Source organism: Dialister histaminiformans (assembly GCF_900103425.1).
Classification (GTDB): domain Bacteria; phylum Bacillota; class Negativicutes; order Veillonellales; family Dialisteraceae; genus Allisonella; species Allisonella histaminiformans.
Map to the genome: position 1 here is coordinate 43,056 of NZ_FMXA01000013.1, position 16,712 is coordinate 59,767.

Sequence of the window (16,712 nt, forward strand, 5' to 3'; positions counted from 1 at the left end):
GCTGGTTAGAGCACCTGACTCTTAATCAGGGTGTCTGAGGTTCGAATCCTTGATGATCCACCAAATCAAAGGAGATGCGTTGCATCTCCTTTTTTTGCTGCCTTTTTCTTCTGCTTTATAAAGAACATTAAAAATCGCCAGCCCACAATGAGCTGGCGATTTTTAATGTCTTTTGAAACCATTCCCCTCAAACATTAATCTTCCCCTGTCTGTAAGATCTCCCCGCAAGGATATCCAGATGGAATATATTATTTTTCTCCGTATCAGATTACTCCCGGATTATCTCAGGTGAGTAAGAACTGTTCGAACACATAATTCCCTATAGCTGCCCCATGGGGTGTCATATGGATCATTCCCTCATCTTCCCTGAGCAGCTTCTGTCTTTTCAGTACTTCCACTGTATCCTTATAATAAGTTTCCAGCGGATTTCCGTACCTTTCCTCAAAAGCCTTCCGGCTGAATCCTTCCCGCATGCGAAGATGCATAAAGCAATATTCTTCAATTTCTTCATAGATGGAAAGCTCTGTCTTTTCTTCCGGCGGAAGCTTCCCTGAAAGCAAAGCACGTATATATTGCCTTATTCCGGGAACATCTTCAAAACGCATATGTCCAATGCGCGAACAGGCGGCCGGCCCCAGCCCCAGATAGTCGTCAAGACGCCAGTATTTCATATTATGCCGGGAACGATATCCCTTTCTGGCAAAGCTGGAAATTTCATATCTTTCCAGTCCGTAATGAGGAAGAATTCTGCACATGGCCTGATACATCTGCCAGCTTTCCAGTTCATTCGGACGCTGCAGCAGACCTTTTCTCATAAGCTGTCCAAAACGTGTTCCTTCTTCAATAATCAGACTATATACTGACATATGATTGACCGGGAGATGCACAGCCCAGAGCAATGATTTTTCAAAATCCTTTACTGTCTGCCCAGGGAGTTCATACATCAGATCCAGACTGATATTATGAATTCCTGCCCGATAAGCACGGCGAATGGCCGCCGCTGCCTCACTGGCCGTATGTCTCCGCCCCAGAAAAGAGAGCAGCGTGTCATTATTCGTCTGTACTCCTGCGGAAACCCGGTTAATTCCCATCCCCTTTACAGCGGACAGGTAATCCGCTGTAATATCGCACGGATTCATTTCCATCGTAATTTCTGCCTGTCTGTCTATGGAAAAACACTGATGCAGTGTATCCATGATGACCGACAAAGACTCCGGAGAAAGCATAGAAGGGGTTCCCCCTCCAAAATAGACAGAATCACATATACGGTTTCTGAATTGCGGGCTTCTCAGTCTTATTTCCTCGCAGAGGGCCTGTACATACCGCTCATCGGTATTCCCTGCCAAGGAATAAAAATCACAGTATCCACATTTTGACCGGCAGAAAGGAATATGGATATAAAGTCCAAGTGTCTTATTATTCGTCATTCTGAAGAACCGCCATGAACGCTTCCTGTGGAATCTCGATACTTCCTACCTGTTTCATACGCTTCTTGCCTTCCTTCTGCTTTTCCAGAAGTTTCTTCTTACGGCTTACATCCCCGCCATAGCACTTAGCCAGCACGTCCTTGCGATAGGCCTTTACTGTTTCTCTGGCTACAATCTTACTGCCAATGGCTGCCTGAATCGGTACCTCAAACTGCTGTCTCGGAATAATGTCCTTCAGTTTCCGTGCCAGGGAGCGCCCTCTCGATGCCGCATTACTTCTGTGAACAATCACAGACAGCGCATCCACAAGATCTCCGTTCAGGAGAATATCCAGCTTGACCGCATCCGTATCCTGATAACCATCCAGCTGATAGTCCAGTGATGCGTAGCCTCTGGTGGATGATTTAAGTTTATCAAAGAAATCAAAGATAATTTCTGACAGCGGAATTCGATAAGTCAATGTGACGCGGGTCGTATCCAGATAAGTCATGGTAATAAATTCACCGCGACGGTTCTGCGCCAGTTCCATAACAGCGCCCACCATATCCGATGGCACCAGAATATCCACTTTAGCTATTGGTTCCTCAATATGTTCAATGTTGTTCTGTGGTGGCAATGCCGATGGATTATCTACCATAACCACTTCCCCATCAGTCCTGTACACTTTATAAATAACAGATGGTGCCGTAGTAATAAGTTTAAGATGATATTCACGTTCAAGGCGTTCCTGTACCACATCCATGTGGAGCAGACCCAAAAATCCGCATCGGAATCCGAATCCCAACGCTGTTGACGTTTCCGGTTCAAATTCCAGAGCCGCATCATTAAGACTCAGTTTTTCCAGTGCGTCCTTCAGCTGATCATAATCCTTGCTGTCGATAGGATAGAGCCCGCAGAATACCATGGGCAACGCCTTTCTGTATCCCGGCAAGGCTTCCGTCGCCCCGTTTTCTGCGGTAGTAATGGTATCTCCCACTTCACAGTCATGTACATTCTTAATGCTTGCACAGATAAACCCTACAGACCCGCAGGGCAATTCCGTATCAGCCTTAGGCAGCGGCGAAAAGTATCCTACTTCCGTTACCTTATACACCTTGCCAGAAGCCATCATACGGATGTCCATTCCAGGACGCACAGAACCACTTACAACTCTTACGTAGGCAATGGCCCCCTGATAAGAATCAAAAATGGAGTCAAAAATCAGACACTGCAGTGGTTCTTTACTCTTATCTTCCGGAGCCGGAATCTGTTCTACAATCCGTTCAAGGACCTTATCCACCCCAAAGCCGGTCTTAGCACTGACTTCGATAGCATCTGACATATCCAGCCCGATGATATCTTCTACTTCCTTTTTCACACGTTCCGGATCTGCGCTCGGCAGATCTATCTTATTGATTACCGGAATTATCTCCAGATTATTATCCAGTGCCAGATATACATTGGCCAGCGTCTGTGCCTGCACCCCCTGGGTAGCATCTACAATCAGAATCGCCCCTTCACAGGCAGAAAGGCTGCGGGATACTTCATAGTTAAAGTCAACATGCCCTGGTGTATCTATCAGATTCAGTTCATACACATCTCCATCTTTGTACTTATACATCAGACGGGCCGACTGTTCCTTGATTGTAATTCCACGCTCACGTTCCAGATCCATGGTATCCAGAATCTGAGCTTCCATATCTCTTTTCTTTACTGTGCCCGTCAGTTCAATCAGACGGTCGGCCAGTGTAGATTTTCCGTGGTCGATATGCGCGATAATTGAAAAGTTTCTAATATGTTCCGTATCCATAACTCATATTCTCCATCAAAGGAAATCGGCCGAATTTATTATTTCAGCCGATGTCCATAAATAACTATTTAAATTGTAATGCATTTCACGCCATGTGACCAGTACTTATCCCATGATTTATTGATTCTGTACGCTTCTGTCTCTGCGAAGATAGAGATATACGCCAAAAAGAAGCCATCCACTAAGGATAATCCACTCTCTTAAGTCCAGGGATACCGGGCTGGCCGGAATCAATAACAGCCCGGTGAGGAAACTGCCGGTTATGATACCCAGCCATATTCCCAGTTTACCGCCTGGAACATGGTATGGTCTCTTCAAATCCGGATACATGGTCCTGAACTTAAGGCAGGCTGCCGCAACCATAGTACAGGGGAGAATAAAGGCAAGTCCTGCTATTTCCGTCAGCGGAAGGAGCATATGATATCCAAGGAATGGACCAATGATGGTAAGTACCGCCAGCAGGATATTGGCCGCTTTAGGTGTCCCTCTCTTATCTACCCTGGAAAAGGCAGCCGGAAGCTGTCCTTTTCTTCCCATAGCCAGAATGATACGGGACGTTGCAGAAAACAGTGAATTCATCGGTCCCAGCGGGCTCAGGGTAGCGATAATCAGCATGAATATAGCCAGATATCCGTTAATATCCCTTAATACGGACAATGCCGGAATCGGGCGTGACGCAAAGTCAGTCCACGGAACAATCGTGCTGAACGAATAGATACAGATACAGTAGAAAACAGCCGATGCCAGTACCGTAAGGCCAATCACACGTCCATAATTCTTCCAGTTGATATCCGGTCTGGCTTCTTCTGCCTGATCCGGAATGGTATCAAGCCCTGTATAGAAATAAGGTGTAAGCACAAGAACGGAAATCAATGCCGTGCAGAAATCCCTGCCGCCGGTTTCAGACGCCGGTCCATGCACGAACTGGAAAAACGGATAAAAATTGGAAGTTCCTCCGCGCCAGAAGGAAATGACCATAGCAATGAACATCCCGAGGAAAAGCATCCTCGTGAGGAATTTCTGCAGTTTGGCCATAGAAGACGCCCCGCGAAAATTCTGCAGAATAACATAGCCTGCTGCGGCCAGACCAAACAGCAGCGGATAAAGATATACATCCGATCCAAAAATAGTATACAGCTTGACCGAACGGAGCCATGGCCAGTAAGCGGAAACCAGTTCCGTCATTATTGTGGTAATGGCCAGTGCTTCCCATGGACAGACTATGCCATCCCCAAAGGCCAGAAGCCATCCGGCCAGAAAAGACGCCTTTTGTCCAAAAGCGCGTTCCACATATTCAACAATACCCCCGGAAATCGGAAGGGCTGTCGCCAGTTCACCAAAGCAGGCCGCAATAGGAAGAAGGGCTATCCCGCCCAGGAAAAAGGCAATCATAGCCGCCAGCGGCCCGCCTCCCAGTACGACCCAATCCCCTACCATCAGAATCCAGCCAATGCCTACTATAGCGCCAAATCCAACGTTAAAATAATCAAGATTCGATAATGTTTTGTGCACCTGTCCTGCTGCTGGTGCCTTCTCGTTATCCACTACAATGCATCCCCTTCTTGTTATAATTTTGTTATATATCATCATATCATTTTGGCCATTTATTTTCATATGCAGGTATTTCCACCAATGCGGAAAAGACAGGTGTGAGAATTAAAGGGGCAGGGAATTGAAAGCATGGAGAAGAATTACCATGAGACACGAAAATCATAAAAAATTTTCTTCAGACTTCAGGCCACCTGCCTTGCCAGCTTGCCGTTTTATTCGTCACTTGCACCCTCAATTTTCGCATCTGTGGTTTCTCCACCATGCAAAAAGGACGGTTTGCTTCAACCGTCCTTTTTACTGTCATACTTTACAGCAATCTGTTATGCATTTTTAATGGATTCGCTGTAATCTGCAATAAACTGTGTCAGCGAATGCAGTGCTCTTTCTGCCAGCTTCTGATTCTTTTCCTTCTTTGGTACCCGTTTAGCCAGCGAAGGAATCAGTCCGAAATTCACATTCATGGGCTGGAAGTTCTTTCCATCATAATGGCTGATATACCACATGAGGGCCCCCATAGCTGTTTCTTTAGGAAATGCCTCAGGTTCCACCCCATGAATTCTGGCCATGACACTCCATGCCGCTACAATTCCTGATGCTGCAGATTCCACATAGCCTTCTACACCGGTCATCTGTCCGGCAAAGAACAGCCCCTGACGCTTTCGCGCTTCCAGTGTGGCATTCAGCAAATCCGGAGAATCGATATAGGTATTTCTGTGCATGACCCCATAGCGTACAAATTCTGCATTCTTAAGCCCCGGTATCATACCAAACACCCGGCGCTGCTCTCCCCATTTCAAATGAGTCTGGAATCCAACAATATTGTACTGTGTCCCCTCTTCATTATCCTGGCGAAGCTGAACAACCGCATAAGGTTCTTTATCGGTCCCGGGAAGTGGAAGTCCTACCGGCTTCAGCGGGCCAAACCGCATGGTATCTTCTCCGCGCGCTGCCATAACTTCGATAGGCATGCAGCCTTCAAAAACCTTTCCGTTTTCAAAACCATGCACTTCTGCGGTTTCCGCATGAATCAGCGCTTCTCTGAACGCATGATATTCTTCTTCGTTCATCGGGCAGTTGAGATATGCAGCTTCCCCCTTGCCATATCGGGATGCCTTATATACTACGGAGAGATCCATGGATTCTTCTGTAACAATAGGAGCGGCCGCATCATAGAAATGGAATCCTTCTCCACCACAGAACTGCTGGATGTCTTCTCCCAGCTTTCCTTCTGTCAGCGGCCCTGTGGCAATGATTACCAGTCCTTCACGGGGAATCTCTGTCAGTTCCTCGTGTACCACTTCAACCAGTGGATGCTCTGAAACCAGGCGGGTCACTTCTCTGGCATATCCTTCTCTGTCCACAGCCAGCGCACCGCCAGCCGGAACCTGATGGGTATCCGCTGCCCGCATAATCACAGAATCCATCCGTCTCATTTCTTCTTTAAGCAGTCCTACCGCATTGGTTATGGCGGCTGCCCGGAGAGAATTACTGCACACCAGCTCTGCAAACAGCTCTGTGTGATGTGCCGGTGTCTGCTTTACCGGGCGCATTTCTACCAGACGGACAGGAATGCCATTCTGCGCCAGCTGCCATGCCGCTTCGCTCCCTGCAAGCCCTGCACCAACCACAATTACTTTCTCGGTCATTATTTACTCCTTTTCCTTTTATTCACTGGCTTTCTTTGTCTTTCTTCTTGGATATTCTGTACATTCCTGATTGGAACAGAAAACTTTTTCCGTCCCGTTCTTATATACTCGTTTTACCATAATATGGCCGCAAACCGGGCAGAATTTATCCACCGGCTCATTCCAAAGCGCCATATCACATGCGGGGTAGGTGCTGCAGCCATAGAAATAACGTCCTCTGCGGGATTTTCTCTTTACCAGATGTCCCTTTCCACATTTCGGACAGGTAATTCCCGTGTCAATAACAATGGATTTGTTGGTTCCGCATTCCGGACAATGGAGATACCGTCCATACGGTCCATTCTTGTACACCATAAGTGCCCCGCATTTTTCACACGGCTTATCCGATTTCTCTTCCGGCTGATTGTTCACATTAAGTGATTTGGTATTATGGCATGCCGGATAATTAGAGCAGGCCAGATATTTCCCAAAACGACCAAACTTAATAATCATAGGTGAACCGCACTTTTCACATACCTGGTCAGACACCTCTTCATTGTTCTTCCGTTCTTCTTCCGCATGCGCATCAGCTTTTTCCAGCTCTTTGCTGAAAATACCGTAGAAGTCGGTGAGTACCTGAAGGTATGTAGCATCACCTTCCGCAATCTTATCCAGCCATTGTTCCATATCGGCAGTAAAGCCGATATCCACAATACGACCAAAGTATTTCTTCAGCAGTTCAGTTACCTTGAATCCAATTTCTGTCGGAATAAACTGCTTCCCATCCTTTTCCACATACTTTCTTCTCTGGATAGCATCCAGAATAGCTGCATAGGTAGAAGGACGGCCAATCCCCTTTTCTTCCAGCGTCTTGATGAGGCTGGCTTCCGTGAATCTTGGCGGAGGTGTAGTAAAGTGCTGTTCCCCTTCACTGGATATAGGAAATACGGTTTCTCCCTTTTCCAGCGGTGGCAGATATTTTTCAGTTTCCCCTTCTGCCTTTTTACGGGATGCGGCTTTCATAACGGTGGTAAAACCATCAAAAACCACATGAGATCCACTGGCGCGCAGCCGGGCATCCCCACAGGACAGTACCGCTGTAGTATTCTGAAGAATCTGTGGTGCCATCTGGCTGGCAATAAAGCGGTTCCAGATCAATGTGTACAGTTTAAGCTGATCTCTGCTCAGCGAAGAAGCCACCACATCCGGAGAAAATGCAAGCGATGTCGGGCGAATAGCTTCATGGGCATCCTGAGCATCTTTGGCCTTATGATAAATATTCGGCGTTTCCGGTACATATTCCCTTCCGTAAACACTCTCAATGTATGGAAGGACCTGCTTTATCATTTCCTGGGAAATACGTGTGGAATCTGTACGCATATAGGTGATAAGCCCAACATGTCCATGACCAGCCAGTTCAATACCTTCATACAGCATCTGTGCCAGCATCATAGTCTTCTTTGAGCTGAAGCCCAAACGGTTTACTGCATCCTGCTGCATCGTGGATGTAGTATACGGAGCACGTGCCCTTCTCTGCTGTTTTCTCTTGGTAACAGAAACAACTTCTGCCTCTTTCCCCTGAATGAGAGCCAGCGCTGCATCCGCTTCCTCCTTGTTGGCAAGACGAGCCTGCTTCCCCTTATCATCCAGATACTGGGCAGAGAACACTTCGCCCTTCAGCGTCTTGAATTTTGCGTTTACAAACCAGTATTCTTCAGGAACAAAAGCACGTATTTCCTGTTCTCGTTCACAGATAATCCGCACAGCCACGGACTGCACACGACCGGCAGAAAGTCCTTTATACAACTGCCTCCACAGCCAGGGAGACAGCTTATAGCCTACCAGACGGTCCAGCACACGCCTTGCCTGCTGTGCATCCACCCTGTGCATATCTACCGGTCCTGGATGCTTGATGGCTTCCTTAATAGCCGGCGGCGTAATTTCATGAAAGGCAATACGGACATTATCCTCCGGATTCACATCCAGCAGTTTGGATAAGTGCCAGGAAATTGCCTCCCCTTCACGATCAGGGTCCGTTGCCAGCATGACATCGGAACACTTGTTGGCTTCCTTCTGCAAAGCATGAATAACATCCGCCTTATCTTTGGAATTTACATATTCCGGTTTAAACTGATTTTCAATATCTACTCCCAGTGAGCTGGCCGGTAAATCCCGAAGGTGCCCCATAGAGGCCAGCACCTTATAATTCGATCCGAGAATTTTTTCTATAGTCTTAGCCTTTGCCGGAGATTCCACGACGACCAGATGTTTTCCACCCGCAGTCGGTTTCCTTTTAAAAACCGGATCTGCTACTTTTGCTTTTCTGGTTCGGCTCTTTTTCTTTGTTCCAATGGTAATTGTTCTTTTGATAGACACGTCCATCCCCCTCTTACTCAATAAGAAATGCCTGTGACATGATATATCGGTATCGGTAATAATGAATTCTATTGTACAACAGGACGTCAATTTTTGAAAAACAAAACTGATCCGGTATCCTTCCTGCCGGAAAACAGTTCATAACCCGGCTTTTGGCTCACAAAGCAGATTCATGAGTCACATGCTATGAATCATACGCTCTGTTTTCCTGATTCATCCTGATGCTTTTAATTTCCATTTCATTTTGTCTGTATGAAGCAAGCCCGCATGGCATCCACAATAACAGATGCATGCAGGCTTAGGCAAGAACACAATCATTATATCATATGTCCCTCACCAGAGCCGATTATATCAGTATATTCAGCTTTTCATTTTCTTCTTCCCTGTTTTGCTTCTGTACTTCATCTTTATGTCCAACGCATATATCATACTTCCTCCTGCCCCTCTTGCAGGAAACTCCCCTCCGTAAATTCTCCCCCTGCCATTAAATCATCGGTTGCACCATTTGCATCAGCGTGCTTCATTGAACTAAGCGTCCTCATACTATATGCCCGTGCTGTTCAAAATAAAAAGAAGACCATGTAAAATGGCCTTCTTCCTATGCATGCGTATCCTGTTATCCCCTGATAAGACGGATTGTGCCCCCTGGGTCCCCCTGACGGTATATTGGCACATCAAACAATATATTATCCGTCGACCCCTCACATATCCTCTCTCATGAGGCCCGGAAATTCATATCGCCACAAAAACCCCGTTCCTCACTTCTCTTATCTTCCCTTTACATTGCAATTTAACCAGCAGCAGTTTCAAACGTGGGATTGAAAACCCAGATTGCTCCAGAATTTCTTCCTCCGTCACCATACTGCCGGTACTGCAAAAACGATACACCCACTCTTCATCCGGCTCAAGCACATCGGCATGACCGGGCTGTGGTATTTCTGTTATTCCCCAGTTATATTCCTGCAGTATTTCCATCGAACATGTTATACATATAGCTCCCTTTCGCAAAAGCCGGTTTGTCCCCTTACTCAGAGATGAGAATATGCTTCCCGGAACAGCGAATACATCACGTCCTTCTTCTAACGCAAAATCAGAAGTTATCAGTGAGCCGCTTCTTTCCGCCGCCTCTACTACAACGACGCCACAACTCATTCCGGCAATGATGCGATTTCTTGCAGGGAACTGCCGTCCGCAGGGGCGCACCCCCAGCGGATACTCAGACACCACGGCACCACCATGTTCACAGACCGCTTTAAACAGCTTTCTGTTTTCCTGTGGATACACGTAATCCAAACCAGATGCCGCCACCACTATGGTAGCTCCACCACTGGCCAGCGCCCCCTTATGAGCTTCCGTATCAATCCCCCTGGCGCCTCCCGACACAATGGTTACCCCATGCGCAGCAAGCTCTTTTGCCAGCTGGTATGACACATTCACTCCATAAGGTGTTGCCTTTCGTGAGCCAACAATGGAAACTATCCGGTTCCCCTCCGGCAGATTTCCCTTATAAAAAAGAACTGCCGGTGGATTGTTCGTCTGACCAAGTAACATTGGATAATTGCTTTCAAAACAGGTTACGCACTGTACCCCTACCCTCCTCATATCCTCCTGAATCTTTGCTATGTCCGTCTTTCTCCGGTAAGAGATTAACTTCTGTATCACCGATTCCGGCAGGGTATGTGATGCGTACAGCTCTTTTTCTGTTGCCCGCCAGACTTGTTCAGCCGACTGAAAACAGGTAAGAAGTGCACGCAATCGTCTTGCTCCCACCCCGGGTACACCAGTAAGTGCAGCCGCAAAATAATCCATTATTATCTCCTTGTTACACGACTGCGATAACTGATTGCCTCTATAATATGTTCAGGTTCTATCTGTTCAGCTCCTTCCAGGTCCGCGATTGTGCGGGAAACCTTAATGATTCGATCATAACTTCGCGCTGAGAGATGCAGCTTATCAAAGATATCTTTCAGAATTTTTTTACCTTTCTCCTGCAAAATACAGGTCTCTTTGATTTGCCGATGCCCCATCTGTGCATTATTCTGCATGTGCCATTTTCGCAACCGTTCACGCTGTATCTTCCTGGCTGCCGCTACCCGGGCCGCAATTTCCCGAGATGTCTCTCCCTTTTTCTGTGAAGTCAGCTCCTGATAACGAGGTCTGGCCACAGATACGTGCAAATCTATACGATCCAGAAGCGGGCCGGAAATCTTTCTTGCATATCTTCGGATTTCCCCGTCCGTACAGCTGCAGGCATGATCCGGATCTCCCAGATATCCGCAGGGGCATGGATTCATCGCTGCTACCAGCATAAAATCCGCCGGATAGGTAAATGCCGCATTCACTCTGGCTATATGTACTTCCCCATCTTCCATTGGCTGCCTGAGCCCTTCAAGAACCGAACGGGGAAACTCCGGCAACTCATCGAGAAAAAGTACTCCGTAATGAGCCAGCGTAACTTCTCCCGGTCTGGGTATGGAGCCGCCTCCCGTGAGACCAGCCATGGATATGGTATGATGCGGACTCCTGAATGGTCTTTCCCGTATGATATGTTCAGCCTTAAACAGACCAGCCACACTGTAAATCTTAGTTACTTCCAGCGCTTCTTCCCGGTTCATCGGCGGAAGTATGGTGGTAATACGGCGGGCCAGCATGGTCTTCCCGGACCCGGGAGGACCTATCATCAGCAGGTTATGAGCCCCTGCCGCAGCAATTTCCATGGCCCGCTTGGCCAGCTGCTGTCCCTGTACTTCAGAAAAATCAACCGCATAAGTCACGGACTTCTTTTCTTCCCGTCTTATCTCCGGATGCAATGCAGCGTGTTCCAGCATCGCCTCCACCAGTTCACGCAGTGTCTGTGGTGCAAATACCTGGATTTGTTCACACAGCAGGGCTTCCGGTGCACTGCTGGGCGCCATAATGAATATGGAAAATCCTGCCTGCCGTGCCGCCAGTACCATGGATAATACCCCGGGAACCGGCCGTATACGCCCCTGTAAGGAAAGTTCACCTATAAAAATCCGTCCCTGCAGACATTGCCCTGAAATCTGTCCACTCGCTGCCAGAAGTCCTATAGCTATAGGCAGATCCAGACCAGAACCATCCTTCTTCAAATCAGCCGGTGCCAGGTTCACTGTTACCTTTCCCAGTGGAAACTGGTACCCGGAATTCTGAATCGCTGCACGAACCCGTTCCTTGGCCTCCCTTACCGACGCCGCTGCCAGTCCTACGATGTTAAAACCCGTGACCCCTCTGGAAATATCCACTTCCACCGTAATCACATGCCCGTTAATCCCCAACGTGGTTGCCCCTGATACCTGTGAAAACATATGTCCCCTCTGATTAATCAAAATGCATTTTTCACGTGATGAATCTTCACTGCCTGTTTCGCCGTATCTCCCCATAAGATTTCAACGATATCAAACCGCACATTCACATGACACAGCTCCCGTTCCGCCATATACTGCCGGGCCATAAACTGAAGCCGTTTCTGCTTTACCGGATTTACTGCATCCATGGGATTGCCAAAGGCCCTGTTCTTTCTGGATTTCACCTCAACAAAGACCAGTGTCTCTCCATCTTTTGCAATAATATCCACTTCCCCATGGGTTCGTCTGTAATTATTTGCAATAACCGCATACCCTTTGCGCTTAAGATACGACGCTGCCAGCTGTTCTCCCTTTCTCCCTGAGCTGGTAGTTCCCATTATCCCCCTCCCATGCTTCCATCAATAAGTATGTTACTTGTATATTATTACATTTTTATATACAAAAAATCAAGTGCTGTATATAATTTTTTTATTTTAATTTCATATGTTGCATATTTTATACATTATTCAGGGGAGATTTTCAGAAAATATCCGGCTTTTCCGTGTATCATAAAATGGGATGTGAAAAAATAATTTATCATTTTTCACATCCCATTTTTAATTCTTATTCAACTAACGACTTCATAACCATACTTTTTACCGGTTCAAAACTCTTTCTGTGAATCGGAGTAATTCCCAGACGATGAATGGCTTCTATATGCTCTGCCGTACCATACCCCTTATTGCTGGCAAATCCATATCCTGGATATTCCTTATCATACTGATCCATAATATGATCCCTGTGCACCTTGGCAATAATGGACGCCGCCGCAACAGATGCGCTTCTGGCATCCCCATGAATCATCGATTCCACCGGAATCGGTAAATGCAGCGGCATGGCATCTACGATAACCGCCTCTGCCTTTACTTTAAGGGTTTCTATCGCCCGATACATGGCCGTCAATGTGGCGCCATAGATATTTAATGCGTCAATTTCTTCCGGAGGAAGGCTGACTATGGAATACGCTACCGCTTCCTTTTTAATTTTTTCAGCGATTTCCTCTCTGTGTTGCGGAGTTACCTTTTTTGAGTCATTCAACCCCCGGCAGAACCAATGGGGAGGCAAAATCACCGCCGCTACGGTAACCGGTCCCGCCAGAGGACCACGTCCCACTTCATCCACTCCGGCTACCGCATATATATTCTTCTGATAGAATCTGTTTTCTGTATCATACAGGGCTTCTACCCGAAGATGTTCTTTCGTATCCTTTTCCAGCCGTTTCATATAGGACTGAACCAGCTTCTGTACCCCTTTGCGCTCATCTGACATAAATTCAGCGAGCCTCTCTTCTGATACCTCTTCCTGCGCAAGTATATCTTTGATTTCACTGATTTTCATAATAATCTCCAGGAACACCGTCCAGAGTGATTCGTCCAAGTTTTCCGCTCCGGAAATCACTTAATACCGCCTGCTGCGCCCTTGCCGTATCCACAGCTCCGCCCTGCAGAAGGCTGCCTCTGCGTCTTCCAACCTTTTCAATCATCAGTAGAGTATCTTCCTCCGGATCATCAATGCCGTATTTTTCCTTCAGTACTTCAGGAGAACGAACACTCAAATCCTTTAAAAGCGCAGAGACTACCTCAAAGGAGTCAAACACATCACCTGCGATGGCCCCTGTAGCCGCAAGGCGAAGGGCTGCCACCTGGTCGTCAAATTTAGGCCACAAAACTCCTGGTGTATCCAGCAGGTCCAGCCCCTGGGCCAGACGTACCCACTGTTTTCCCCGGGTATGTCCGGGAGTATTCGCTGTGCGGGTTGCCGCTGTGCCAGCCAGACGGTTAATCAGCGTCGACTTACCTACATTCGGTATCCCCAGAATCATGATTCTGGCTGAGCGGTTGCGGATTCCTCTGCGCTTCCATTTTTCCAGTGCCGGAGCCGCGGTCTCCTTAATCGCTGCCAGTAATTTTTTCCTGTCCTTATTACTGGTACTGCTTACCGGAATCACACGGATACCCTTTCCCTTATAAAAGGATACCCACTGCTCGGTAACTTCCGGATCGGCCAGATCGGCCTTGTTCAGAATAACCAGATGATTTTTCCCCTGAATAAGCTGTTCAACCATAGGGTTAGCACTGGAAACAGGAATGCGGGCATCCAGCAGTTCCACTGCAACATCCACCATTTTCAGGTGTTCAATAATCAGCCGTTTCGTTTTGGCCATGTGACCGGGAAACCATTGAATAAGCATAATAACCTCCAAAATTCGTTTTTCTTTATCATACCATACGCACGGAGCCCATTTATCCGGCCTCTCATTTCATAAGGGACACAAGACAGGCCCCTGCCTCCGCAAACCAGTCATAAAAATATCCGCCCTTTCAGGAAAAGGCGGATACTCAATATTCAGAATTCTGTAATCATAACCCCATATGATAGAGGAGCAGATATACAATGGCCCCTACAGCAGCGGTACATGGGATGGTCAGAATCCATGCAAATACCATCTGGTAGGCTACGCTCCAGTGCACAGCGCGGAACCGGGTTGCCCAGCCAACCCCCATGATAGAGCCTGAGACTACATGGGTTGTAGATACCGGGAGGTGCAGCATCGTAGCAGTAAAGATAGTCATTGCAGAATTTAAATCGGCTGCAAGACCATTGACCGGCTGCATACGGAAAATTTTATTTCCCACGGTGCGGATGATGTTCCATCCCCCTACGCTGGTGCCAGCACTCATAGCCAGTGCGCAGGCAACTTTAACGTACACCGGGACTTCCAGTGCTCCGATGAACCCACCGGACAGCAAGGCCAGAGTAATGATGCCCATAGACTTCTGTGCATCGTTGGAGCCATGAGAAAATGCCATCAACGCAGCAGACAGCACCTGAATCCTTTTGGCTACATTGTTGACCTGACCTTTGCTGAAATTCCGCAGAATAATATAGAACAAAGTCATTATAATATAGCCGCAGAACATCGCTACTACCGGAGAGAGTACAAGGCCGCTTACAATGGTCAGAATCCCGTCTCCATTAATAGCCCCTATCCCATAAGAGATAATAACTGCCCCGCAGATACCTCCTATGAGGGCATGTGAGGAACTGGACGGCAGACCGACCTTCCAGGTGAGCAGATTCCAGAAGATAGCCGCTGCAATAGCCGCAATCAGCACTACCGAATCAACCATGGAAGGCGATGTCACAATGTCTCCACCGATAGTTTTGGCTACACCGGTGGAAACCATAGCCCCCACAAAATTTAAAACAGCAGACATAATGATTGCCACTTTTGGATTCAGTGCACGTGTAGCAACACAGGTAGCAATAGCATTAGCCGTATCATGGAATCCGTTTATAAAATCAAACGAAAGAGCCAGGATGATCAGAATGATGATGAGATAATATTCAGGCATATTTCATTACCACTTCTTTAACCAGATTGCCCACATTTTCCGCCTGGTTGGCAGTATCTTCCAGGCCTCCCATAATTTCCTTCCATCGGATGATATCTATAATCTCATGGGTACCGTCAAACAATTCAGAAATAGCACCTCGATAAATGACATCGGCTTCACTTTCAAGCTTATTCAACTGTCTTGCATGAGCAGCAATTTCTTTCTCATTCTTATCAATATCCTTAAGCAGACGCATCAGTTCAATCATTTCCCCAGACATCTTTTCAAGGATATTAACCATTTTCAGAGGTTCTGACCAGGTATTGTTTGCATGGTAAATGCGAAGACTTAATACCACATCCTTCATATCGTCCACACAATCATCCAGTCTTCTGGTTAATGCGTAGAAATCCTCCCTGTCAATCGGAGTGATAAACACTTTTTTCATACGTGCCACAATATCTATTGTCAGTTTATTGCCTGCGTGTTCCAGCTTTGTGGCTTCTCTGCCATTTCTTTCTAATGTTGAAATGTCCTGAAGCACTTCTTTTGCCAGTAATACGCTCTTATGAAAATTTCGGGCATTGGAAACAAGATAATCAAAAAATTCTTCATGCTTGTTGACCAGGCTGAACATGTGAAATCCTCCCCACATGAAATGTATATACAACTCTTCTATTCATCTTATGATAGTTGTGTAAAGTTTATGTAAATTATTACAAAATAATTTACATAAATCTCCTTCCGGTTCCATGTTATAAACAACCCTCACTGCCAATCCATGCTTACTGTCACCCCATACTCATGGCCCGATTGCCGAAAATCGCTGTATTTACTGATAAAATCGTACTTTTTAACTTCTGTGGATAGATTGCCGGACCATATCAAAAGATATAGCCTCTGTCCATATGAAATGAGACATTCTTTTTTTATTTCTGTAAAGCCATTTTAGTACCATAAAAGTGTAGTTGTTGGAGAATGATCATCTTCATCAGCTGCACTTATTTATTTATAATTAGGGGAGTAATTGGTATGACGAAAAGCCATTGGATTTCGCATCCGTACGACAAACTGTCAACCCGCCCCTTGTTATAAATATTCGATTAAGCAGGTTGGGATTTGCTCCCGTGTAACGAACTAAACTGAATGATAATAAGTGTGGCTGGAACAATTACTTTTATTTAAATTATCAGGAGGTGCGCTATGATTAGCGTAGGTATTGATGTCTCTAAAGGAAAAAG

Annotated in this window: 12 protein-coding genes; all 12 read right to left on the reverse strand. The window is 46.6% G+C overall.

Annotation, left to right across the window (positions count from 1 at the left end; genetic code table 11):
* Positions 1-284: 284 nt before the first annotated feature.
* On the reverse strand, positions 285-1,427 hold the full coding sequence (gene hemW, locus BLQ79_RS05670; RefSeq protein ID WP_091364689.1) for a radical SAM family heme chaperone HemW: 1,143 nt from the start codon (positions 1,425-1,427) through the stop codon (positions 285-287).
* On the reverse strand, positions 1,417-3,216 hold the full coding sequence (gene lepA / locus BLQ79_RS05675; RefSeq protein WP_091364691.1) for a translation elongation factor 4: 1,800 nt from the start codon (positions 3,214-3,216) through the stop codon (positions 1,417-1,419). Before lepA ends, hemW begins: the two co-directional genes overlap by 11 nt.
* A 117-nt stretch (positions 3,217-3,333) precedes the next feature.
* Entirely contained in the window at positions 3,334-4,761 is a 1,428-nt protein-coding gene (locus BLQ79_RS05680; RefSeq protein ID WP_234944940.1) for an APC family permease, read from the reverse strand.
* A gap of 326 nt (positions 4,762-5,087) precedes the next feature.
* The gene (gene trmFO / locus BLQ79_RS05685) at positions 5,088-6,413 is read right to left on the reverse strand and encodes a methylenetetrahydrofolate--tRNA-(uracil(54)-C(5))-methyltransferase (FADH(2)-oxidizing) TrmFO (RefSeq protein ID WP_091364693.1); all 1,326 of its coding nucleotides are present in this window, start codon (positions 6,411-6,413) and stop codon (positions 5,088-5,090) included.
* Between the two features lie 18 nt (positions 6,414-6,431).
* Entirely contained in the window at positions 6,432-8,774 is a 2,343-nt protein-coding gene (gene topA / locus BLQ79_RS05690; protein ID WP_456151362.1) for a type I DNA topoisomerase, read from the reverse strand.
* 726 nt (positions 8,775-9,500) lie between these two features.
* Positions 9,501-10,577, reverse strand: coding sequence for a DNA-processing protein DprA (dprA, locus tag BLQ79_RS05695; RefSeq protein ID WP_091364697.1), 1,077 nt, complete (start codon positions 10,575-10,577; stop codon positions 9,501-9,503).
* Between the two features lie 2 nt (positions 10,578-10,579).
* Positions 10,580-12,094 carry a YifB family Mg chelatase-like AAA ATPase gene (locus tag BLQ79_RS05700; protein WP_091364699.1) on the reverse strand — a complete coding sequence of 505 codons (1,515 nt, stop codon included), beginning with the start codon at positions 12,092-12,094 and terminating at the stop codon, positions 10,580-10,582.
* Positions 12,095-12,111: 17 nt separating this feature from the next.
* Entirely contained in the window at positions 12,112-12,471 is a 360-nt protein-coding gene (locus BLQ79_RS05705; protein ID WP_091364701.1) for a YraN family protein, read from the reverse strand.
* A gap of 226 nt (positions 12,472-12,697) precedes the next feature.
* On the reverse strand, positions 12,698-13,471 hold the full coding sequence (locus tag BLQ79_RS05710; protein WP_091364703.1) for a ribonuclease HII: 774 nt from the start codon (positions 13,469-13,471) through the stop codon (positions 12,698-12,700).
* Positions 13,458-14,324: a ribosome biogenesis GTPase YlqF gene (gene ylqF / locus BLQ79_RS05715; RefSeq protein WP_091364705.1), complete on the reverse strand. Its 867-nt coding sequence runs from the start codon at positions 14,322-14,324 to the stop codon at positions 13,458-13,460. The genes BLQ79_RS05710 and ylqF overlap by 14 nt, the downstream gene beginning before the upstream one ends.
* Positions 14,325-14,493: 169 nt before the next feature.
* Positions 14,494-15,489 carry an inorganic phosphate transporter gene (locus BLQ79_RS05720; protein WP_091364707.1) on the reverse strand — a complete coding sequence of 332 codons (996 nt, stop codon included), beginning with the start codon at positions 15,487-15,489 and terminating at the stop codon, positions 14,494-14,496.
* Positions 15,482-16,108, reverse strand: a complete 627-nt coding sequence (locus BLQ79_RS05725; RefSeq protein WP_091364709.1) for a DUF47 domain-containing protein — start codon at positions 16,106-16,108, stop codon at positions 15,482-15,484. The genes BLQ79_RS05720 and BLQ79_RS05725 overlap by 8 nt, the downstream gene beginning before the upstream one ends.
* Between the last annotated feature and the right edge of the window lie 604 nt (positions 16,109-16,712).

Excerpts from the sequence above, each read along its gene's own strand:
- BLQ79_RS05720 (WP_091364707.1), bottom strand. The coding sequence starts at position 15,489 with ATGCCTGAATATTATCTCATCATCATTCTGATCATCCTGGCTCTTTCG.
- dprA (WP_091364697.1), bottom strand. The coding sequence starts at position 10,577 with ATGGATTATTTTGCGGCTGCACTTACTGGTGTACCCGGGGTGGGAGCA.
- BLQ79_RS05725 (WP_091364709.1), bottom strand. The coding sequence starts at position 16,108 with ATGTTCAGCCTGGTCAACAAGCATGAAGAATTTTTTGATTATCTTGTT.
- BLQ79_RS05710 (WP_091364703.1), bottom strand. The coding sequence starts at position 13,471 with ATGAAAATCAGTGAAATCAAAGATATACTTGCGCAGGAAGAGGTATCA.
- hemW (WP_091364689.1), bottom strand. The coding sequence starts at position 1,427 with ATGACGAATAATAAGACACTTGGACTTTATATCCATATTCCTTTCTGC.
- ylqF (WP_091364705.1), bottom strand. The coding sequence starts at position 14,324 with ATGCTTATTCAATGGTTTCCCGGTCACATGGCCAAAACGAAACGGCTG.
- trmFO (WP_091364693.1), bottom strand. The coding sequence starts at position 6,413 with ATGACCGAGAAAGTAATTGTGGTTGGTGCAGGGCTTGCAGGGAGCGAA.
- BLQ79_RS05705 (WP_091364701.1), bottom strand. The coding sequence starts at position 12,471 with ATGGGAACTACCAGCTCAGGGAGAAAGGGAGAACAGCTGGCAGCGTCG.
- BLQ79_RS05700 (WP_091364699.1), bottom strand. The coding sequence starts at position 12,094 with ATGTTTTCACAGGTATCAGGGGCAACCACGTTGGGGATTAACGGGCAT.
- topA (WP_456151362.1), bottom strand. The coding sequence starts at position 8,774 with ATGGACGTGTCTATCAAAAGAACAATTACCATTGGAACAAAGAAAAAG.
- lepA (WP_091364691.1), bottom strand. The coding sequence starts at position 3,216 with ATGGATACGGAACATATTAGAAACTTTTCAATTATCGCGCATATCGAC.